General features: G+C 65.2%; 19 protein-coding genes. 9 read left to right on the top strand and 10 right to left on the bottom strand.

Translation table 11 applies throughout. From position 1 onward, the window contains the following. Positions 1-32: 32 nt before the first annotated feature. Positions 33-1,532, bottom strand: a complete 1,500-nt coding sequence (pdxR, locus tag L0U81_RS16675) for a MocR-like pyridoxine biosynthesis transcription factor PdxR (protein ID WP_233804618.1) — start codon at positions 1,530-1,532, stop codon at positions 33-35. A gap of 89 nt (positions 1,533-1,621) precedes the next feature. Between pdxR and L0U81_RS16670 the strand changes: the two genes are divergently transcribed. The 7 genes from L0U81_RS16670 (at position 1,622) to L0U81_RS16640 (ending at position 10,706) form a co-directional block, all read left to right on the top strand. After that, positions 1,622-2,356, top strand: a complete 735-nt coding sequence (locus tag L0U81_RS16670; protein WP_233804617.1) for a GNAT family N-acetyltransferase — start codon at positions 1,622-1,624, stop codon at positions 2,354-2,356. A 202-nt stretch (positions 2,357-2,558) separates the two neighbouring features. Next, a complete protein-coding gene (locus tag L0U81_RS16665; protein WP_233804615.1) occupies positions 2,559-4,061 on the top strand; it encodes an efflux transporter outer membrane subunit in 1,503 nt (500 codons plus the stop codon). 30 nt (positions 4,062-4,091) lie between these two features. Next, a complete protein-coding gene (locus tag L0U81_RS16660) occupies positions 4,092-5,243 on the top strand; it encodes an efflux RND transporter periplasmic adaptor subunit (protein WP_233804613.1) in 1,152 nt (383 codons plus the stop codon). A 16-nt stretch (positions 5,244-5,259) separates the two neighbouring features. Beyond that, entirely contained in the window at positions 5,260-8,328 is a 3,069-nt protein-coding gene (locus L0U81_RS16655; RefSeq protein WP_267957007.1) for an efflux RND transporter permease subunit, read from the top strand. 59 nt (positions 8,329-8,387) lie between these two features. After that, positions 8,388-9,356 (top strand): quinone oxidoreductase family protein, encoded by a 969-nt coding sequence (locus L0U81_RS16650; protein ID WP_233804612.1) that lies wholly within the window; start codon positions 8,388-8,390, stop codon positions 9,354-9,356. A gap of 92 nt (positions 9,357-9,448) precedes the next feature. Further along, entirely contained in the window at positions 9,449-10,036 is a 588-nt protein-coding gene (locus tag L0U81_RS16645) for a DUF4337 domain-containing protein (RefSeq protein WP_233804610.1), read from the top strand. A 52-nt stretch (positions 10,037-10,088) separates the two neighbouring features. Continuing rightward, positions 10,089-10,706, top strand: coding sequence for a LysE family translocator (locus L0U81_RS16640; protein WP_233804609.1), 618 nt, complete (start codon positions 10,089-10,091; stop codon positions 10,704-10,706). Between the two features lie 25 nt (positions 10,707-10,731). Here the strand turns inward: L0U81_RS16640 and L0U81_RS16635 are convergent, their stop codons facing one another. The 3 genes from L0U81_RS16635 to L0U81_RS16625 all read right to left on the bottom strand — a co-directional run bounded on the left by L0U81_RS16635 (position 10,732) and on the right by L0U81_RS16625 (position 13,027). Further along, positions 10,732-12,006: an RNA polymerase sigma factor gene (locus L0U81_RS16635; protein ID WP_233804608.1), complete on the bottom strand. Its 1,275-nt coding sequence runs from the start codon at positions 12,004-12,006 to the stop codon at positions 10,732-10,734. A gap of 77 nt (positions 12,007-12,083) precedes the next feature. Then, complete coding sequence (locus tag L0U81_RS16630; protein ID WP_233804606.1) at positions 12,084-12,497, bottom strand: YciI family protein; 414 nt, start codon at positions 12,495-12,497, stop codon at positions 12,084-12,086. Positions 12,498-12,673: 176 nt separating this feature from the next. Further along, the gene (locus L0U81_RS16625) at positions 12,674-13,027 is read right to left on the bottom strand and encodes a YciI family protein (protein WP_233804605.1); all 354 of its coding nucleotides are present in this window, start codon (positions 13,025-13,027) and stop codon (positions 12,674-12,676) included. A 305-nt stretch (positions 13,028-13,332) separates the two neighbouring features. Here L0U81_RS16625 and L0U81_RS16620 point away from each other — a divergent pair, with 305 nt between their 5' ends. Then, complete coding sequence (locus L0U81_RS16620) at positions 13,333-15,300, top strand: hypothetical protein (protein ID WP_233804603.1); 1,968 nt, start codon at positions 13,333-13,335, stop codon at positions 15,298-15,300. Between the two features lie 57 nt (positions 15,301-15,357). On the opposite strand, the gene L0U81_RS16615 is transcribed toward L0U81_RS16620, so the two are convergent. Continuing rightward, positions 15,358-15,831, bottom strand: a complete 474-nt coding sequence (locus tag L0U81_RS16615) for a hypothetical protein (RefSeq protein WP_233804602.1) — start codon at positions 15,829-15,831, stop codon at positions 15,358-15,360. A gap of 811 nt (positions 15,832-16,642) precedes the next feature. Between L0U81_RS16615 and L0U81_RS16610 the strand changes: the two genes are divergently transcribed. Beyond that, complete coding sequence (locus L0U81_RS16610; RefSeq protein ID WP_233804600.1) at positions 16,643-17,005, top strand: DOPA 4,5-dioxygenase family protein; 363 nt, start codon at positions 16,643-16,645, stop codon at positions 17,003-17,005. Between the two features lie 37 nt (positions 17,006-17,042). On the opposite strand, the gene L0U81_RS16605 is transcribed toward L0U81_RS16610, so the two are convergent. The 5 genes from L0U81_RS16605 to L0U81_RS16585 form a co-directional block, all read right to left on the bottom strand. Beyond that, positions 17,043-17,357, bottom strand: a complete 315-nt coding sequence (locus L0U81_RS16605; RefSeq protein ID WP_233807782.1) for a high-potential iron-sulfur protein — start codon at positions 17,355-17,357, stop codon at positions 17,043-17,045. A gap of 36 nt (positions 17,358-17,393) precedes the next feature. After that, entirely contained in the window at positions 17,394-18,083 is a 690-nt protein-coding gene (locus L0U81_RS16600; RefSeq protein ID WP_233804599.1) for a nitroreductase, read from the bottom strand. Positions 18,084-18,193: 110 nt separating this feature from the next. Continuing rightward, positions 18,194-18,916, bottom strand: coding sequence for a PepSY-associated TM helix domain-containing protein (locus L0U81_RS16595; protein WP_233804598.1), 723 nt, complete (start codon positions 18,914-18,916; stop codon positions 18,194-18,196). Next, positions 18,913-19,596, bottom strand: coding sequence for a Fe2+-dependent dioxygenase (locus L0U81_RS16590; protein ID WP_233804596.1), 684 nt, complete (start codon positions 19,594-19,596; stop codon positions 18,913-18,915). Before L0U81_RS16590 ends, L0U81_RS16595 begins: the two co-directional genes overlap by 4 nt. 39 nt (positions 19,597-19,635) lie before the next feature. Beyond that, positions 19,636-21,843 carry a TonB-dependent receptor gene (locus L0U81_RS16585; protein WP_233804594.1) on the bottom strand — a complete coding sequence of 736 codons (2,208 nt, stop codon included), beginning with the start codon at positions 21,841-21,843 and terminating at the stop codon, positions 19,636-19,638. Between the last annotated feature and the right edge of the window lie 222 nt (positions 21,844-22,065).

Genomic DNA, 22,065 nt, shown 5'->3' with positions numbered 1-22,065 from the left:
CGCGACATGGACCGGGCGGACAAACGTAGAACTTATATGCCCGGCGTGATACGCCCCTCAGCCGCCATCTCCCACACCAACTCCGCCAGCGCTTTCACCGCAGGACCCAAGCGCTCCGCCTCCGTATTGCCATACCCGATCACGAGCCCGTTCGTCTCAGCCGTCGCCCCCAGCGCGAACCCCGATAGCGCGCGCGGATTGAGCCCCCGCGACTGAGCACGCGCCGCGAGCGCGCGATCGTCGAGGGACGCGGGCAGCCGCAGCGTCAGATGCATGCCGCAATCGCCGCCGAGAATCGTCGCTGCCGGGAAATGCTCGGCCAGCGCCTCGCGCAGCGCCTGCTGGCGCTCGCGGTAAAGCCGCCGCATCCGCCCGAGATGCCGCCCGAACTCGCCGCTTTCGATGAAGTGCGCCAGCGCCAGCTGCTCCAGCCGATGCCCACCGCGCAGCATTTCCTGCAGCGCAACGGCGGCATGCGCGGCAATCGCGCGCGGCAGCACGACGAAACCAATGCGCAAAGCCGGAAACATCGTCTTGCTGAACGAGCCGACGTACAGCACCGGCGCCTCGTCGACGAGGCCCTGCATGCTCGCGATCGGCTCGCCGGTGTGGCGCACCTCGCCGTCGTAATCGTCTTCGATCAGCCACGCGCCGCCGCGCCGCGCCTGCGCGATCAGCGCGAGCCGGCGCGCCACCGACAGCACCGCGCCCGTCGGATACTGATGCGCGGGCGACGTGTAGATCAGCTTCGGCGCACGCGTGGCCCAGGCGTCGGCCGGCACGGCCATGCCTTCGGCGTCGACGGGAATCGGCTGCATGCGCAAGTCACCGGCGTTGAACGCGGCCTTCGCGCCGCGATAGCCGGGGTCCTCGATCCACGCGATATCGCCGGGGTTGGTCAGCAGACGAACGCACAGGTTCAGCGCTTCCTGCGCGCCCTCGGTGATCACGACCTGCGAGCCGTCGCAGCGCACGCCGCGCGCCATTCGCAGATGCGCGGCGATCGCGTCGCGCAGCGCGGGCTCGCCGGTGGGCGGGCCGTAGCCGAGCGCGCGCGGTAGCGCGCGCTCCATGGCCCGTTCGAGCGCGCGCCGCCAAGCGGCAAGCGGGAAACGGTCGAGTGCAGGCGTGCCTGGGGTTAGCGCATACGCGTTGTCGGCGTGATGGTGCGACGCCGCGAACTGCCCGACGCGCGCCGCGTACGCAACCTGCGGCAAGGCCGAAGCCGCCGCCGGGTCGCCACGCGCGGCGGGGCTCGACAGCGGGCTCACGCGCGTGCCCTGGCGATCGGCGATCACATAGCCGACCGCCGCGAGATGCTCGTACGCGATCACTACCGTGTTGCGCGACACGCCCATTTCGGCGGCGAGCAGCCGCGACGACGGCAGCAGCGACCCGGCCGGCAGTCGGCCCGCGAGAATCGCCTGTTGCAGACGTTCGATCAGCTGCTTTTGCAGTGGCGCGGGCCGGGCGACGCCGCTTGCGGCGATGGCGTCCTCAGCATGGACGAGCGGTCCGATGATTTCGATCATGGTGACTGGATCTATCGAATAGGCGTGTCGTGGATCTTTTGAACATACCACGTTTGTCGTATCGTTCCTGCATCGACAGGAGAACAGACATGGAACCCACACGTAACGCCTACGGCCAGCCGATCGGCGCGCCCGTGCCCGGCTGGCACGGCGCGCAGCCGCCGGGCCGCGAGCCGATGACCGGCCGCTATTGCCGGCTCGAAGCGGTCGACGTCGAGCGCCACGCGGCGGACCTCTTCGACGCGTACCGCTCGGCCCCCGATGACCGCGACTGGACCTATCTGGCGATCGGCCCGTTCGACAGCCTTGCGGCCTATCGTGAGCGTCTGACGCAGATGGCGGCATCGAAAGATCCGCTGCACTACACGGTGATCGACCTCGCTACGGCCAAGCCGGTCGGCACGCTTTCGCTGATGCGGATCGATCCCGCCAACGGCGTGATCGAAGTCGGCAACGTTACGTATTCGCCGCGGCTCAAGCGCACGCGCATCGCGACCGATGCGATGTTCGTGCTGCTCGGCGAAGTGTTCGACAAGCTCGGTTATCGACGCTTCGAATGGAAATGCGATTCGCTGAACGAGCCATCGCGCAAGGCCGCGCTTCGCTATGGATTCACATTCGAGGGGATCTTCCGGCAGGCGATCGTCTACCGCGAGCGCAATCGCGACACGGCGTGGCATTCGATCATAGACAGCGAATGGCCGGCGTTGCGCTCGTGTTATCAGCAGTGGCTCGACGCTGGTAATTTCGATGCGAATGGGCAGCAGATCGAGCGGCTCGCCGATCTGATCGCGCAGCGGCGAGCGGCGGACGCGGCCCGGTAACACCGGGGGCGATCGAATCAGCGAGCGCCAACCCCTCCTACGTGATCTCGTACCCACCTTCGTCAGCCAGCGAATTCCGGGCCAAGCGCGACCGACACCGTGCGTGGTAAATTCCAGCGTCGGCAAGAAAACTCCAGGAACGTTCGGGTGACCTGAACGTCTTTGTCCGGTCCACCCGCCACTGGCGATACAAGGTAGATCGATGATCGACGTGAGTCAGCGTATTGTCTGGCAACGCCTCTACATTGCACTGTGGGGCTGCGTCGCGCTGACCGGCTGCATGGTCGGCCCCGACTACCACTCGCCGCCCGCGCCGGCCACCAACACCTTCACCGCCACGCCGCTGCCCGAGCAGACCGCCTCCGCGCCCGGTCCCGCCGGTCTGCCGCAGCGTTTCGCCCCGGCCCAGGACATCCCCGCCGCGTGGTGGACGCTCTTTCATTGCGAGCCGCTCGACACGCTGATCCGCGAGGCCATCGCCAACAGTCCCAACATGGCCTCGGCGCAGGCCGCATTGCGACAAGCCCGCGAAAATTTCAGCGCGCAGGCGGGCGGCACCTTGCTGCCGAGCGTCGACGCGCAACTGAGCGCCACGCGCGAAAAAGTGAACGGCATCGCGTTCGGCCAGCCCGGCCTCATCGAGGAATTCAATCTCTACAACGCGTCGGTCAACGTCTCGTACAAGCTCGACGTGTTCGGCGGCGCGCGGCGCGAACTCGAAGCGCTACACGCGCAGATCGACTATCAGCGCTTCCAGTTGCAGGCCGCCTATCTCGCCATATCGGCAAACATCGTGACCGCCGCCGTCAAGGAGGCGTCGGTGCGCGCGCAGATCGACGCGACCGAGCGGATCGCCGCCGAGGAAGAACAGCAACTGAGCGTGCTCGACCAGCAGTTCGGACTCGGCGGCGTGAGCCGCGCGGCCGTCCTCGCGCAGGAAACGCTGCTCGCGCAGACCCGCGCGACGCTGCCGCCGCTGCACCAGCAGCTCGATCAGGCACGTCATCAGCTTGCGGTGCTGGCCGGCAAGCTGCCTAGCGACACCACGGTGCCCGACTTCACGCTCGACATGTTCTCGCTGCCCGACACGCTGCCCGTGAGCCTGCCGTCGTCGCTGGTACGCCAGCGCCCCGATATCCTCGCCGCCGACGCCACGCTGCATCAGGCGAGCGCGCAGGTCGGCGTCGCGACCGCAGCGATGTATCCGCAGATCACGCTGTCCGCAAGCTACGGCGCCGAGGCGTTGACGCCCGCCGAGGTGCTCAGGGCGGGCAGCACGATCTGGAGCATCGGCGCGGGCCTGCTGCAGCCGGTCTTTCACGGCGGCCAGCTGAGCGCGCAAAAGCGCGCGGCCGAGGCTGCCTACGAGCAGGCCGACGCGCAATACCGCGAGACCGTGCTGCTCGCATTCCAGAACGTCGCGGACACGCTGCGTGCGCTCGAACACGACGCGACCGGCCTCAGGGCGCAGACCGACGCGTCGCGCGCCGCGAGCGATTCGCTCGAACTGACGCGCGGGCAGTATCGCGTCGGCGGCGTGAGTTACCTCGCGCTGCTCGATGCCCAACGCCAGTATCAGCAAACGGTGGTGAGTCTCGCGCAGGCGCAGGCAGCGCGCTACGCCGATACGGCGGCCCTGTTCCAGGCGCTCGGCGGCGGCTGGTGGAATGCCGCCGTGCCCGAGTCCGCCGCTGCGCCGCATTGACCGCGCCCCACGCCGAGCAAGGACGTCACGATGACCGAACGAAAACCGATGACAAAGCGGATGGTGATCATGCTGATCAGCGTCGGCCTGCTGCTCGCCTTGCTGGTCGGCTTCAACCTGTTCCGCGCGCACATGTTCGCGAAGTTCATGGCGGCCAACACCGCGCCGCCCGCGACGGTCTCGGCGGTGGTGGTCCACTATCAGTCGTGGCAGCCGCAGCTCGCGGCAGTCGGCAGCCTGCGCGCGGTGCGCGGCGTCGACGTGACGACCGAAGTCGCGGGCCTCGTGCGCGAGGTCGCGTTCGTGTCGGGGCAGGAAGCGAAAGCCGGGCAGATCCTCGTGCGGCTCAATGCCGACAGCGACGTTGCGCTGCTGCAATCGCTGCAGGCCGCGGCCGAACTCGCGCAGACGGTCTACGAGCGCGACCGCGCGCAGTACGACATCAAGGCGATCGCGAAGGCGCAGCTCGACGCGGACGCTGCCGACCTCAAGGGCAAAAAGGCGCAGGTCGCGCAACAGCAGGCGCTCGTCGACAAGAAGACCATTCGTGCGCCGTTCGCGGGGCGCCTCGGCATCACGACGATCAATCCGGGGCAATACCTGAATCCGGGCGATGCGATCGTCACGCTGCAAGCGATCGATCCGATCTACGCCGACTTCTCGGTGCCGCAACAGCAGCTCGGTCAGCTCGCGATCGGCGCGAGCGTCAGCGTCGATACCAACGCGTACAGCGGACAAACCTTCACCGGCAAGATCCAGTCGGTAAGCCCGAAAGTCGATAGCGCGACGCGCAACGTGCAGATCGAAGCGAGCGTCGACAATCGCGAGCGCAAGCTGCTGCCGGGCATGTACGCGAACGTGAAGATCGACTCGGGCGCCGCGGCACGCTACCTGACGCTGCCGCAAACGGCGATCACCTACAACCCGTACGGCGCGACCGTGTTCATCGTGACGCCCGGCACGCAGCCCAACGCGCAGGGCAAGACGCTGCCCGTCGCGCAACAGGTGTTCGTGACGCCGGGTCCGACGCGCGGCGACCAGGTGGCGATTCTCAAGGGCGTCGGCGACGGTGCGCAGGTCGTGACGAGCGGCCAGATCAAGCTGAAGAACGGCACGCCGCTCATCATCGATAACCGCGTCCAGCCGTCGGACAGTCCGAATCCGGCGCCACAGGAACAGTAAGCGAGGCCGCCCGATCATGTTCACGGACATCTTCATCCGCCGGCCGGTACTCGCTTCGGTCGTGAGCCTGCTGATCCTCGTGCTTGGGCTGCGCGCGCTCGCGGTGCTCAAGGTCAGCCAGTATCCGCAGACCGAGAACGCGGTCGTCACGATCACGACGGCCTACTATGGCGCGAACCCGGACACGATCGCCGGCTTCATCACGCAGCCGCTCGAAGCGGCGATCGCGCAGGCGCAGGGCATCGACTACATGTCATCGACGAGCGTCACGGGCGTCTCGACGATCGTCGCGACGCTGCGCCTGAACTACGACGCGAACCGCGCGCTGACCGAGGTCAACACGCAGATCAGCTCGGTGCGCAACCAGTTGCCGCCGCAGGCGCAGCAGCCGGTGCTCACGGTACAGACCGGGCAGACCACCGACGCGATGTACATGGGCTTCTACAGCAGCGTGCTGCCGAGCAACAACGTCACCGATTACCTGCTGCGTGTGGTCAAGCCAAAGCTCGATTCGATCCAGGGTGTGCAGACCGCCGAAGTGCTCGGCGGCCGCCAGTTCGCCATGCGCGCGTGGCTCGATTCGGCGCGGCTCGCCGCGCATGGCGTCAGCGCGAGCGACGTGTTCACCGCACTTGGCAACAACAACTATCTCGCGACGCTCGGCACGACGAAGGGGCAAATGGTCAGCGTCGACCTGGATGCGGGCACGGACCTGCATACCGTCGACGACTTCAAGCAACTCGTCGTCAAGCAGAGGAACGGCTCGATCGTGCGTCTCGAAGATGTCGCGAACGTCGTGCTCGGCGCCGACAGCTACGACTTCAACGTCGCGTTCAGCGGCAAGCGGTCAGTGTTCATCGGCATTAAGGTCGCGCCGGACGCGAACATTCTCGACGTGGCGAAGCGCGTGAAAACCGTGTTTCCCGATCTGCAGAAGCAGTTTCCGACCGGCATGACGGGGGACATCGTTTATGACGCGACCGACTTCGTCAACACCGCGATCAGGGAAGTGATCAAGACGCTCGTCGAAGCGCTCGTGATCGTCTCCATCGTGATCTTCCTGTTTCTCGGCAGCTTCCGCGCGGTGATCGTGCCGTTGATCGCGATGCCGCTGTCGCTGATCGGCACGTTCTTCGTAATGCAGGTGCTCGGTTATTCGATCAATCTGCTGACGCTGCTAGCGCTCGTGCTCGCGATCGGGCTCGTCGTGGACGACGCGATCATCGTCGTCGAAAACGTCGACCGTCATATGAAGCAGGAAGGCAGGGCGCCGTTCGACGCCGCGTTGATCGCCGCGCGCGAACTCGGCGGGCCGATCCTCGCAATGACCGTCGTGCTGATCGCCGTATACGCGCCGATCGGCTTCCAGGGCGGGCTGACGGGCGCGCTCTTCACCGAGTTCGCGTTCACGCTTGCGGGCGCGGTGACGGTGTCGGGCGTGATCGCGCTCACGTTGTCGCCGATGATGTGCTCGCGCTTCTTCCGCGCCGAGCAGGAGTCGGGGCGCTTCACGCGTTTCGTCGACCGCCAGTTCGAGCGCGTGCATCGCGGCTACGGCCGCCTGTTGCACTCGACGCTCGATACCTGGCCCGTGTTCGTGATCATGGGCGCGCTGTTGCTGTGCGGCACGGTGTATCTGTTCATGACCTCGAAGTCGGAACTCGCGCCGCAGGAAGACCAGGGCGTCGTGCTCTCGCAGGTCATCGGGCCGCCGAACGCGACGATCCAGCAGATGCAGACCTACGCGGATCAGGTGTTCGACGCGTCGAAGACGCTGCCCGAATACGCGCAGATGTTCCAGCTCACGGGCTCGCCGACTGTCAACCAGGGCATCGGCGGCGTGCTGTTCAAGACCTGGGATCAGCGTGGCAAGAACGCGACCGTGCTGCAGCAGGAGTTGCAGCAGAAGTGGAATCAGATCGCGGGCGCGCGCGTCGCGGCGTTCCAGTTTCCGCCCCTGCCCGGATCGCAGGGCCTACCGGTGCAATTCGTGATCAGCACGACAGAGCCGTTTGAAAACCTCAACGAGGTGTCGCAGGCGGTGCTGGAAAAAGCGCGCGAGAGCGGCATGTTCTTTTTCGTCGATAGCGACCTGAAGATCGACAAGCCGGAAGCGGTGCTCGTCGTCGACCGCGACAAGGTGGCCTCGCTCGGACTGTCGCAAAGCGACGTCGGCCAGGCGCTCGGTTCGGCGCTGGGCGGCGGCTACGTCAACTACTTTTCGATTGCCGGGCGTTCGTACAAGGTGATTCCGCAGGTGTTGCAGACCGACCGGCTCAATCCGTCACAGGTGCTCGACTACTATCTGCGCACGCCGGACGGCAGCGTGATTCCGGCGTCGACGGTCGCGCATCTGAAGCGCAGCGTCGTGCCCGAATCGATCAATCACTTCCAGCAGTTGAACTCGGCGACGATCTCCGGCGTGATCGTTCCGGGCGTGTCGCAAGGCCAGGTGCTCGATTTTCTGCGCCAGGCGACCGCGCAGGTCGCGCCGGCCGGCTATTCGGCCGATTACTCGGGCGAGTCGCGCCAGTTCGTGCAGGAGTCGGGCGGCTTCGTCATCACGCTGATGCTCGCGACGATCATCGTGTTCCTCGCGCTCGCGGCGCAATTCGAGAGCTTCCGCGATCCGATCGTGATCCTGATCTCGGTGCCGATGGCGCTGTTCGGCGCGCTGATCTTCATCAACATCGGCCTGACGACGCTGAACATCTACACGCAGGTCGGCCTCGTTACGCTGATGGGGCTCGTCAGCAAGCACGGCATCCTGATCGTGCAGTTCGCCAACGAATTGCAGCGAGCGGGCCGCGCGAAGCGCGCAGCGGTCGAGGAAGCCGCGGGGGTACGGCTGCGCCCGATCCTGATGACGACCGCGGCGATGGTGCTCGGCGTGGTGCCGCTCGTGATCGCGTCGGGCGCAGGCGCCGCGGGCCGCAACGCGATGGGGCTCGTGATCTTCACGGGGATGTCGATCGGCACGCTGTTCACGTTGTTCGTCGTGCCGGCGATGTATATGTTTCTGGCCGCCGATCATCAGCGGCATGCTCAGGCGCCGAAGGCGGACGAGGCGGGACAGGCGGGCTAAGGCCTGGTTGCGTGCAATCGCCGCGTAACGCGGCGCAAGACCCATCGGAGCGAAGCACGATGAAAGCGATCCAGTTCAAATCCTTTGGCAGCCCCGACGTGCTCGAATACGTCGATCTGCCGACGCCGCAGGCCGACGCCGACCATGCGGTCGTGCGGATCATGGCGGCCTCGGTCAATCCGAGCGACGTGAAGAACGTATCCGGCCATTTCGAACACACGGTGCTGCCGCGCACGCCGGGGCGCGACTTCAGCGGCGTGGTGGTGGACGGGCCGGCCGCGTGGCTCGACGCCGAGGTGTGGGGCACCGGCGGCGATATCGGCTTCACGCGCGACGGCACGCACGCCGAATACATTCAGATCCCGATCGCGGCGCTGTCGCGCAAGCCGGTCGCGTTGAGCCACGCCGAGGCGGCGGCGATCGGCGTGAACTTCGTGGTCGCGTGGCTCGGCACGGTCGAATACGCGCAGTTGCAGGCCGCCGAGACCATTGCCGTGCTTGGCGCGGGCGGCGGTGTCGGCGGCGCGGTCGTGCAGATCGCGAAAGCGCGCGGCGCGCGCGTGATCGCGGTCGACCGCCGGCCGCTCGATCCGGCCACGCCCGCGGGCCGCCTGATCGACGCCTACGTGCCGTTCGACGAACACGCGGCCGAACGTGTGCGCGAACTGACCAGCGGCGCGGGCGCGCAAGTCGTCTACGACACGGTCGGCGGCGTGGCGTTCGAAACCGCGCTGAGCCTTGTGAAACGGCGCGGCCGCGTGCTCGAAATCAGCGGGACCGGTAAGCGCCGAGTAGAGTTCGATCTGATCGATTTCTATCACAACGAGACGCAATTGCTCGGCGTCGATAGCGCGAAGCTCGGCGTCGCGGAATCGGCACCGCTGCTGACGGCGCTCGTCGAGGGCTTCGACAACGGCAAGCTGAGCGGCCCGGCGATCGCGCAGGAGTTTGCGCTCGCCAGCGCACGCGAAGCCTACGAGGCGGTCGCCGCCGGCACGCGCGGACGCGTCGTGATCCGCATGCAATAACGTCCGTCTCGCGCGCGACACGCTAAGATTGAGGCCGCCGGGCGCTCGCACCGTCCGGTGATAACGACGAAAGCATTGCCTTGGAGAATCAGATGTCTGAAGAATATGAAGTGCATGGGCCGCACGATCATGCGGTCGAACACGCCGGCCAGGCCGCGCATCATGACGCCGATCCGTTCGCGAGCCGCATGGCCGTGATGACCGCGATCCTCGCGACGATCGGCGCACTGTGCGCGTACCAGAGCGGCAACGCCGAAAACCTCGCGCTGTTCTACAAGAACGAAGCCGCCATCAAGAAGACCGAAGCATCGAACCAGTGGAGCTACTATCAGGCGAAGGGCGAGAAGGAAAACCTCGCCGAACTCGGCGCGGCGCTGTCGGCACCCACTAGCGACGCGCACGCTAAATTCGTCGCCGACGTAGAGAAATACAAGCAGCAGAAGGAGCCGATCCGCGCGAACGCCGAAGCGATCGAAAAACAGGTCGTTGCCGCCGACACGCGCAGCGAAGCGCTGCTGCACGGCCATCATCGCTGGGCCCAGGCGACGCTGCTGATCCAGGTCGCGATTGCGCTGTGCGCGATCACACTGCTCACGCGGAAGAACTGGCTGCGCAATCTGTCGTATGGCGTCGCGGCAGCGGGCATCCTGACCGCGGGCGCGGCGTTTTTCGGGCTATGAGCGCGGTGTTTGCGTTGGATTTCGCCAAAAGCGTTTCAATAGGGAGTGTGTCGTGATCGATGGGTCCGCCGTGGTCGGCGTGTTTTCCGTGTATATCGCGGGCGTTGTGAGTCCTGGCCCGAACTTCGTCGCGGTCGCGCACAAGGCCGCTTCGGCGACGCGTATCGAAGCGCTCGCGATGGTCGCCGGCATCGTGCTCGTCAATCTGTTCTGGGCAAGCTGCGCGATTCTCGGCGTCGGCATCGTGTTCGCCGCGTTTCCGTGGCTCGCACTCGTGATCAGGATCGTGGGCGCGTGTTATCTGCTGTGGTTCGGCGGCCGGCTGATCTTCAACGCGTCGCCGGCGCGGCAGGCGGTGCTCGTCAAGGCACCGGCGGGCGGCTTTCGACAGGCGTTCGCGCAGGGCTTCGCGACCAACATCGCGAATCCGAAGTCGATGGCGTTCTTCGCTGCGGTGTTTTCGTCGGCGGCGCCCGCGCATGTGAGCACCGGCACGTTCGCTGCGATGCTCGGCATGGTGTTCGTCGTCGCGAGCAGCTGGTATGGGTTCGTCGCGCTGGCGTTATCGCACGAGCGAATCGCGTCGGCGTACCGGCGCGGCAAGATGTGGGTCGATCGCGTGTGCGGCGGCTTGATCGTTGCGTTGGGGGTGCGGCAACTGATTCGTTGAGGCGGTGCTCAGAGATGCTCGAGCTTCAGTGCTCGAGCCCGCGCGCACGCGCGAGCAGCAACTCGCGCTCGCGCATGTTGCGCGTCATCGCGGCGGCGCGTTCGAACTCCGCGCGCGCTTCATCGACTCGTCCGAGCTTGACCAGCAGATCGCCACGCACGCTCGGCAGCCAGTGATAATTCATGAGCGCCGAATCGGCGGCGAGCGCCTCGACGATCTCGAGTCCGGCCGCCGGTCCGAACGCCATTCCCACCGCGACCGCGCGATTCAACTCGACCACCGGCGACGGCGCGACCTGCGCCAACGCATCGTAGAGCGCGACGATCTGCGCCCAGTCGGTGTCCTCGGCACGGCGCGCCCGCGCATGACACGCGGCGAGCGCCGCCTGCAACGCGTACGGCCCGCTCGCGCCGCCGAGCGCATGCGCGCTGTCCAACGCAGCGAGACCGCGGCGAATCAGCAGCGGGTCCCAGCGGCTGCGATCCTGATCGAGCAGCAGCACCGGACGGCCCTGCGCATCGGTGCGCGCGTGCGTGCGCGACGCCTGGATCTCCATCAGCGCGACGAGACCGTGGACCTCGCTTTCGTCGCCTACGAGGCCGCTCAACACGCGCCCGAGCCGCAGCGCCTCTTCGCATAGCGCCGGGCGCATCCAGTCGTCGCCGGCCGTCGCCGAATAACCTTCGTTGAAGATCAGATAGATCACCTGCAGCACCGACGCGAGCCGCGCCGCGCGCGCGTCCGCCTGCGGCACCTCGAACGGCACGCGCGCCGCCGACAACGTGCGCTTCGCGCGCACGATCCGTTGTGCGATGGTCGGCTCCGGCACGAAAAACGCGCGCGCGATTTCGTCCGTGGTCAGGCCGCCGAGCAGGCGCAGCGTCAGCGCGACACGCGCATCGGTCGACAGCACCGGATGACAAGCGGTGAAGATGAGCCGCAGCAAATCGTCGCCGATGTCGTCGGCGCGCGCGGCATCGAGCGCATCGACGAAATCGGGGACCATGTGCGCTTCGATCGCGTCGAGATCGTGGCCGAGCTCCTCGCGCTTGCGCGCATGCAGCGCTTCCTGGCGCAGGCGATCGAGCGCGCGGTTTTTCGCGGTCGTCATCAGCCAGGCTCCGGGGTTGTCGGGCACGCCCGCATCCGGCCAGTGTTCGAGCGCGGCCACCAGCGCGTCCTGCGCGAGTTCCTCGGCGAGGCCCACGTCGCGCACGATCCGGGCGACGTGGGCGATGACCTTCGCGGATTCGATCCGCCAGACAGCGTCGATCGCACGATGAGTGGCCTGTAAGGTCACGGCGTTAGCCTTCGCCCGCCGCCGACGGCTGCGCGTTCGGGTCCATGTGCACGATCTCCCTGAGGTGGGCCATGCGATCAGCGGCCATCTACTTCCAGCTTGCGGAAGCGCTCGACTTCCGGCCCCGGCTCGAAGTCGTCGAGTTCGAACAGTTGCCGCACTTCGATTTCGCCGTCGGCGTGCTCGCCGAATGGCGCCGGGAAACGCCGCGCCCATTCCATCGCCTCGTCGCGCGAGCGCACCTGGATCAGCGTGTAGCCGGCGATCAGCTCCTTGGTTTCCGCAAACGGGCCGTCGACGACGATCCGTTTGCCGCCGCCATAGCACACGCGCCAGCCTTTCGAGCTTGGCTGCAGGCCGGACGCGTCGAGCAGCACGCCGGCTTTCGCGAGTTCTTCGTGGTACGCGCCCATCGCCGCGATCAGCGACGGCTCGGGCATTTCGCCGGCTTCGCTCGCGGCCGTGGCCTTGACGATGATCATGAATCGCATGTCGTTGCTCCTTGTTGTCGGCGTTCCGTTGCGAGTGGATTCGCGTGAATCGCTTGGCGGGACCACGCAGGGTCGCTCCCTACTCACACGACGCGCGATGCGCGGCCGGATCGACATGCGCGGCCGCCCCGACATCCCAGGGAAAACACCGAAGCGGATGCGATTGAGTGTCGCGCCTAGATAAAACACGGCCCGAGCTTGCGCACCTCGACCGTGCACCACGCCGCTGCCGGACAGGCCTGCGCGATCGCCACGGCCTCTTCGCGGGTGTCACAGTTCAACAGAAAGAAGCCGCCGATCATTTCCTTCGCCTCGGTGAACGGCCCGTCGACGAGCTTCGGCTGGCCATGGCGAACCTGCACGCGCACTGCGTCGTTGTGCGAAGTCAGCGACTCGACTGCGAGCAGCTTGCCGCGCGCCTTCAGGTCCTCGGCGAAACGCACCATCTGGTCGTAGAGGCCGCGGCCCGCGGCTTCGCCGTGCTCCTCGCGTTGGTCAGTGGGTTCGACGATGAGCAGCATGTAGGACATGGTGTCTCCGATAGGGCTCGGTTGTATGCGCGCGGCGGCATGGCAGCGACGACAGCGACGCCTGGCTTAGGCGGCAAACAGGCAGGCGGACAACAGGTGCCGCCAGTCTAGCAAGCGGCAATCGCAGCAGCAAACGCGCCTCCCCCGCGCAGGTGTGGCGGTTGCGCGCGAATCGACCGACCGTGCGCGACACGTCGGTGCCGCTTTCAAGTATTCTCCGGAGTCCGTCGACGTGCGTGCTGAAACATCCAATTGAGCCGTTCGACGAAAAACGTCATTAAAAAAATCCGAGCAACGGGGAATTCATGCATCGATCGATTGTGCGCACCGGCATCGCAGCCGCCGTCGCCTGCGTCTTTTTTCAACTTGGCGGGTGCGGCAACGGCGGCGATACCGGCACGGGCTCGTCCGGCACGGGGCCGGCGACCACCACGTCGGTGAGCGGCACCGTCGCTGCCGGCAGCGCGCTTGTCGGCGCGAACGTCACGCTGATCGACGCGACCGGCGCGCAAGCCACCGCGACGACCAATGCGCAGGGCGTCTACAGCATCCCGGTGAAGGGCATGACGTTGCCGTTCTTCATCATCGCGACCGACGCGGGCGGCCTTTCCGCACCGCTGTCGTCCGTGCTCGCGAAGCTGCCCACCGGCACCGCGCCGGCCGTCGCCAACGTGACCACGCTCACCACAGCGCTCGCCGCGATGCTGACCGCTTCGGGTAATCCGATCGCGCTTGCTTCCAGCACCACGCTCGCCAAGGTCACGCTGCAATCGGTCCAGCTCGCGACGATCACGCTCGACACGATCCTCGCGAACCTGCTCAAGCAGAATGGACTTCAGAGTTCCGGCTTCGATCCGGTCGGCACCGCGTTCACGCCGAATCACACGGGCGCCGATGCGGTGATCGATTCCGTATCGCTCGTCACGGGGGCCAACGGCGGCCGCACACTGGTCTCGAACGCGGCGCCGGGCACGACCATCGCTCTGAACGACAAAACCGCCCAGGGAGTCGCGCTCGCCGCGCCGCCGGTCGCCGCGAACTATCTGGAACCGCTCGCTTCGCTGCTGAGCGCATGCGCGGCGAACGGCGCATTGAACAACACGTCGTGCTCGCCCGCGATCGACACCGCGTTCAAGGAAAGCGGCTCGACCGATCTCGCGAACGCGCACGGCCTGACCGAGTCGGCGATGACCGGCGCGGTGTTCGGCTCGCCGAAGACGCTCGCGTTTTTCACGAGCAACGGCAAGCAGCTCGCGCTCGTGCAATTGCCGTTCACGCTCGCGAGCGGTACGCCTGGTCTGCTGTACAGCATCGCACAGCCGCTCGCGACGCCGGTCACGTTCGCGAACGGCACGCAGCTTGGCTGGGATCTGATCGGCGATCAGTCGTCGTTCGCGGTGGCGATCATGTCGCACCTTCAGCGCCGCACCTACCTCGATACGCGATTGAACGACGTGAACCGCTACGAGTCGGGGCTCGACATCACGATTCCGACCGCCTCGAACCCGAACGTGTATTCGGCATCGGTGACGGGGCCCGGTCTTGCCGCGCCCGTGTGGCTGATGCCGCGCAGCGCATCGGGCAGCAGCTCGCTCGGTCTCGCCGATAGCGCGTTGAGCGCGCCGCCTCTGACACCCGCGACGACGCTCAGCAACACCTCGCAATACCGCTGGTCGTGGCAGTCGCTGTCGTCGACGGCGAGCTTCACGCCGCCTGCCTCGACGGGCTTCTACGCGGCGCAATCGCTCGATGCGAGCAGCGTGCCGCTCTATTCAACCTACACGGTCACGTTTTACGACATGAACGGCGCGCAGCTCGGCCAGTCGTCGGTCATCAATCCGGGCAGTCCGTTGAATGCGGCAGCGGGCGGTTCGATCCCGTGGCCGACGCTGCTGGTGAACGACGCGACCACGCAGTTTCTGACGCCGGGCACCGCGCTCGCCGGTGTGCAGTACGCGCTAAGCGTCACATGGTCGAGTCTCGTGAACGAAGGATTGAGTCTCGCGTATCCGGTTACGTCGGCAGGGATCGCGGCCACCGCGCAGACGTCGGCGGGTCTCGAGGAAGTGAACGGGTTCGCGGTCGGTCCCGCGAACAATACGACGGTCGGGCAATATCAGGCAACGGTGCACGCGGGCGTCAATTCGGCCGACGTGCAAACTTGCACGAACTGCCCGTTCCCGGCGTTGACGACAGGAGGCTCGCGGCTCATTGAGTTGGGGGGCGGACGGGACGGGACCGCGTACTTCGATATCACGCAGTTCAACGACTAACGATTGAGTGCTCAATCGACTCAAATCATGAGCTGATATTCACCCGTTCCGTGCGGCTCAAACCGCAGCTTCGGCCAGCGCCCGCAGCTGCGCGGAACGCATCAACCCTTCGATCATTTTCGCTTCCGCGCTCGCCAGCTCGCTCAACGAAGCCACCGACAACTGTCCGTCGAAAATCGCTAGCGCCGCGCACAGACGCGCGTAGTCGTCGTCTTCGAGCGACCAGCGGCCGGTCTCGCGCTCGCGCAGGTCGAGCTGCACCATCGCCGCATGCGCGCCTTCAATGCTGGCGCGCGCGTCGGCGCCCAGTCCGGCACGCGCAAGTTCCTGCGACACCAGCAAATGCCGGCTCAGCGTGGTGTGCAGATTGCGCGCGCCGTGGCCGCGATGGAATGCATCGAGCGCGGCGTAGGCCTGTAGGAGCATGGTCTGCGTGACCGGTGCATGCGCGGTGCGGCTCAGAGTCAGGGAACGCATCAACGGGGATAGGGCCGTGTGGCCGTGCTTGCGAACTCGCGATTTGCTCGACATCGATTCAACCTCCTTCTTGCGGCAGCGCGCCCGGACTTCGGCGCGCGACGACGGCCATCGCCGCGCTCACTGATCCGACGCATTTCGCGTCCGACAGTTCACGCTTTACGACGTGCCCGTTCTCCAACCGGATCGAAGAACGCAATGCACCCATATCGGTTCGAAGCCGCCAGAAACAAGAAGCCCGTTTCGTTGCGACGAAAAAAGCCCTGTTCCGCGAGGAACAGGGCTGACAGGATGGAGCAGTCGAGCCGGCGCGTGGATGCCTGCCGACCTATAACCATCTGAACTACAAGGCTATTGCTTACGTGAAACTTCAGTTGCTACTGCAATACACTTTTGCTGCACCTGCAATTTCTACCGCTCGACAGCAACCTTCAAACTGTCGATTCAAATCACTACGTCAATTGCGACTGCGTGCTACGAATTGCTGACTGCTATCAACGGTACGGTTCAAACACGACGAGAGGGGAATCGCGTCGATGGAGTTCGGTGATTTGTCGCTCCATGGAAAACAGTGTAGCTGCGCACCCGCGAATGCAATTGCGCGAAGCGAGGGACTTTGGCCGGTTAATTTGACGAATCGATGTAACAGCCGGGCTTCGTCACATACGACGACGCGAAGTCAGCGCCGCCGGTCAGCTTGTGCATGCTCAAGACCAATTCCACGAAACGGTTGTACGATCGTCTTGGCTTCGCGATCGTAGGCGAGGATGAGACACGGTTTCACATGCGCCTCGCGGCGCACGCGCCGGCGCGCAGCGAAGCTGAACGAATGTCGGATCAAGACTGATATGGAACGAGCCTGGCAATGAACACTGATACGAACTTTCGCGATGCTTCAGCTATTGAGAGCTGGCACGCGCACATCTATTTCGACGCGGCGAGCCGCGACGCCGCCTGGGCGTTTCGCGAGCAGATCGACGCGCATTGGGGCGACAAGCTTCAGATCGGCCGCTTTCACGAACGGCCGGTCGGCCCGCATCCGATGTGGTCGTATCAGCTCGCGTTCGCGCACGCGCAGTTCGCCGACGTGGTCGGCTGGCTCACGCTCAATCACGGCGCGCTCGATGTCTTTGTGCATCCGAATACCGGCGACGCGCTGCGCGACCATCGCGACGCGGCCGTATGGATCGGGCACTCGCACGAACTCGTGTTGAAGGCGCTGCTATAACGGCGACGCGTGCCACATTGACCCAATGCCGTCGGGCTCACATGTTCGTGTAGGCGCTACACCAGCCGCGCGACGCGACCTGTTTGTTGGCGAACAGCGTGCAGCCGCCGTACGCATCCGACGCCTTGCCCTGGAACAGCGAGCAGTTCGCGCACGATTGCCCGGCCGCGAAGTTCGGGAATCTGGCCTTGTCGACCTTCGACGCATCTTCCGTATATCCGACTGCCTGCGCCTGCGGATCGCTCTCGCTCAGCGCGTTAGGAACGGTCGCGGCGAACGCGACGCGCGACAGCGCGAGCGACGAGCCGACGCCCGCGCTCAACAACAGGAAATGGCGGCGCGATGCTTTCATTTTCATTTGCCTCTGGGTGGGGACTGACGACTGCGCTCAATCGAGAAACCGCGCGAAGCGCTCGACCGGTTCGCGCTCGGTGCGCAGCGCATTGACCGGCGCGTTTGGGTCGGCGAAACCGAGCGACATGCCGCACACGAGCTGCTCGTTTTCGGGCAAGCCGAGATATTCGGCAATCAGCCGATGAAACTGGGTGAACGCCGCCTGCGGACAGGTATCGAGGCCGCGTCCGCGCGCGGCCGTCATGATCGCCTGCAGGAACATGCCGTAGTCGAGCCAGCTACCGCGCTCGAGGCTGCGATCGATCGTGAACAGCAGGCCGACGGGTGCATCGAAGAAACGGAAGTTGCGCGAATGCTGTTCGTGCATGCGTGTCTTGTCGCCCTTGCCGATGCCGAGCAAGCCATACATGTCCCAGCCGATTTTGCGGCGCCGGTCGACAAACGGCGACAGCCATTGGCGCGGATAGTACGCGTATTCCTCCTGGTACAGCTCGTCGCGCTGCGGATCGTCGTAGGCGGCGAGCAGGTCGCGCGACAGACGCGCGAGCGCTTCGCCCGTCAGCACGTACACCTTCCACGGCTGCGTGTTGGTGCCCGACGGCGCGCGGCTCGCGGCCTCGAGAATCGCTTCGATGTCGGCGCGCTGCACGGGTGTCGGCAGAAAGGCGCGCACCGAGCGCCGCGTGGTCAGCGCGGTATCGACGGGGTTCGCGGGAGAAGTCATCGGCGGATGGCGGCAGAGCCAGAGAAGTGGGTCTGCGACGATTCTAGCGCGTGCCGGTGAAAGCTTGCGCGCGAGCGCGCAGGCTTCGCCCGATGCGTGGCGCTGCGCGCTTACATCGTCCCCAACACCGCCGCCGCGGCAATCGACCCCACCACCAGCACGAGCCCGACCGTCTTGCGCTTGTTCAGCTCGGTCCACAGCAGCACGCCCGTCAGCGACAGCAGAATCAGACTGCCCGCGAGCGTGTCGATCAGCAGCACCCAGCCGACGCTCAAGCCCACACCCTTGTGCAGGTTCGTCAGCATCGCGAGAAAGGTGTTCGCGCTTCGCTTGACCGTCACCGTGTGATTGCCGACCCAGTATTCGGCCGACGTGTTTTCCTTCGGCGACGCGAAATTCAGCTGCCAATGCTCGGGCTGCGCGACGCTGCGATCGCCCCACGCCACCGGATGCTCGGGCTCCTTCTGCACGCGGCCCGGATTGCCGGCGATCTTCAGCTCGTGCTTGAGCCAGTTCGCGAGCTCGCGCGGCGACTCAGGCGCCGGTTGAGGCAGCGGTACCTGCATCACCGACACCTGCGGCTCGCCGGTCGATACCCTCAGCGGCCCGCCGCGATGATTCAGAAAGAACCCCGTCGTGCCGAACAGCAGACCGAGCGCCGCCCCCCACAGTCCGACCCAGCCATGCACCTTGCGCAACCACTTGATGAAGGTCGCGCGACGCGAGCGCTGCTGGCGCGATTTCAGCTCATCGCTATCGAACCGCCGCGCTTCGTGTGCCTCGTGTTCGCCGGCTGAGGGCGGTTGAATGTCGATGGTGTCCGATACGCTCACGTTTCACTCCAGGTACGCAGCAGATTGTGATAACAACCGACGAGGCTGCGCCGCGCAGTCTCGTCGGCATGGGTGGCATTGAGCCGTTGAATTGCGGTGTCCATGTCGAACAGCAGCGCGCGATGCGTGTCGCTGCGCACGAGGCTCTGCACCCAGAAGAAGCTCGCCACGCGCGCGCCGCGTGTGACCGGTGTGACCTGATGCAGGCTCGTCGCCGGATAGACGATCATGTCGCCGGCCGGCAGCTTCACCTGCTGCACGCCGTAGGTGTCTTCGATCACGAGTTCGCCGCCGTCGTATTCGTCGGGCGCGCTCAGAAACAGCGTCACCGAGACGTCGGTGCGCAGCTTCACGCCGTTCGGCAACACGCGCACCGCGCCATCGACGTGGCTGCCGAACTGCATGCCGCCTTCGTAGCGATTGAAGAGCGGCGGATAAACCTGGTTCGGCAGCACCGCGCTGATGAATAGCGGATTGCGCTCGATCGCAGCGAGAACCACGTCGCCGAGTTCGCGCGCGAGTGTCGAATGTTCGGCGATCTGCTGGTTGCGCTTGACCGGCGCGCCCTGATAGCCGGCGGTCGCGCGACCATCGACCCACGCGTCGCCGGCTTGATCGAGCCGCCCGCGCATGATGCCCAATTGCCCTACGTCGAGTACCTTCGGAATGTGCAGCAGCATGATGTGTCCTTTGCGTCGGCTTGCCGTGCGCAGCGTGTATCAGAAGCGGTAGTTGAAGGTCGCGAGCAGCGTACGGCCGATGCCCGGCACCGAACGTCCGCCGTCCGACGGAATCAGCGCGTCGTAGTAGTACTTGTTGGTCAGGTTCAGCAGGTTCAGGCGCACGTCGTACTTCTTCGCGTGATAGGCCGCGGTCGCGTCCCACCGCGTATAACCCGGCACCTTCACGTAGTTCGTGTTCGACGCATAACGCGGCGACATATAGATCGGACCGCCGCCGATTTCCCAGTGCGGCGTGACCGCATACGTAGTCCAGAAAGTCAGCGTATTGCGCGGCGTGTTGGCCGGCGTGTGGCCCTGGTTGCCGTCGGCCGCCTTCAGGATCGTCGCGTCCATGTACGTGTAGCCGCCGAAGATCTGCCACTTGTCGGTGATGTGCCCCGTCACGCTTGCCTGGAAGCCGTCAACGCGAATGTCGCCGGCCAGCTGGTACTCGGTCGACGACACCTGCGTGCGCGCGTTGTCCTTTTCCTCGCGGAACAACGCCGAGGTCAGCGAGATGTTGCCGCCGAACAGATCCCACTTGCCGCCGATTTCATAGGACTTCGTCGATTCGGGCGCAAGGTTCTGCGTGAGGTTCGTGACCGTCAGCGTTTCGAGCGACGGGTTGAACGACGTGCCGTACGACACGTAGTACGACTGCCAGTCGGTCGGCTGATAGATGACGCCTGTGCGCACGCTCGTGAAGTAGTTGGTCTGGCTCGCGTAAGCCGGCGCGCTGATCGTATTGCGGATCGACGCCGAGAAGCGATCCCAGCGCAGACCGCCGATCAGCTTCCAGTGCGGCGTCAGCGTGATCGTGTCGTTCAGGTAAGCGGCGATTTCGTTCGCGCTCGAATCGGCGTAGTTGCCGACCGTCGTCGTCACGTTCGATGGCGTGCCCATGATCGGCGGATTTAGCATCGGCACGATGGGCAGGTTGTTGCGCGTGTACGCCTGGTTCGTATAGCTGTCGTGGCCCACTTCGACACCGGCGATCAGGTCGTGCCTGATCGGCCCGGTGTTGAATTTGTATTCGAGCATCGTGTCGTTGTAGATCGCGTGATTCTGGATCACGCGGTCGTGACTCTGCAGCTTGATGAACAACTGCGATGGCGACAGCGTCGTGAAGTTGCCGTTGCTCAATGCAGTGCTCGACGACAGCGGCCCGGTCAGCACCGCTTGCGGCGCGGTTTCGCGCGCGTCGGTCATCGAGTGCGAGATCTGCGTCTGGTTCGTCAGCGTGAGGGCATCGGAGAACTTGTGCTTGATCGCCGCGTTGAAGATCTGCACGTCCTGGATCGTGCGGTCGCTGGTCAAGCCGTAGAACGTGTTCTTCGGCACCGGCGCCGGGCGGCCGTTCAGCGCCTGGATGCCGTAGTCGGGCATGTCGTTGTTGCGCTGGATCAGCGCGGACAGCGTGATTTCGGTCGGCGTGCCGATGCCGAAACGCAGTTCTGGTGCGACGCCGAAGTCCTTGTTCTTCATCACGTCGCGCGTCGAACCGAGGCTCTGGCCGAATGCGTTCAGGCGGATCGCCGAGGTGTCGGTCAGCTTGTGGTTCACGTCGACGGTGGAACGGTAACGGTCGTCGGTACCGATCATGCCGGAGACTTCCGCCGAGTCCGTCAGGTTCGCCTTCTTGCTGACCTGGTTGACCACGCCGCCGGTCGAGCCTCGACCGAACAGCATCGACGAAGGACCGTACAGCACTTCGAGCGATTCGAGATCAAACGTGTCGCGGTAGTACTGATTGCGATCGCGAAAGCCGTCCAGATAGATGTCGTTCTGCGCAGTGAAGCCCCGCAGATTGATGTTGTTGCCGATCTGACCGCCTTCGGCCGCGCCGATCGTTACGCCGGGCGCGTTGCGCAGCGCGTCCGTAAACGACGTCGCGCCCTGCGACGCGAGCAGGTCGCGGTTGATCACGGTGACGGTCTGCGGAATGTCGCGCAGCGCGGTTGGCGTTTTCGCGCCGATGGTCGCGCGGTCGGCCTGGAAGTCCTGCTGAGCGGCTTGAGCCTGTACACCGATGGTCGGCAGCGTCTGTGCGTCGCCGGCGGGCGCGTTGTTTTGTGCGTTGTTCTGTGTGCTCGCTGGCGTGCTAGAGGTGGCCAATTGCGGAGCGCTTTGCGCGAGCGCCGGAGTCGCAAAAGGAATGGCAAAAGCGAGCGCTAGCGCTGTCGCGAGCGGCGTGTGATTGAGCATGGAAATCCCGTCAGAAATGCGTCTGTCAAATTCGCATCACTGACGTCGAATTCATGACAAAGCCGCAAATGGCTGGCTGCCGCTCTCCGTTGTGAGAGATGGAGATGACGGGATGGCTGGCTGGGTTTAAATGAGAATCGCTATCATTTCATATCTATTGGAAGTCGGCAATCGCGGTGTGCGTCGGGCACACCGAATCGCAACCCGGTTTATCCTTTTTAC

Source organism: Paraburkholderia sp. HP33-1 (assembly GCF_021390595.1).
Lineage (GTDB): Bacteria > Pseudomonadota > Gammaproteobacteria > Burkholderiales > Burkholderiaceae > Paraburkholderia.
The sequence above is the reverse complement of the archived record's forward strand: the minus strand, read 5'-3'. Positions and strand labels throughout refer to the sequence as shown.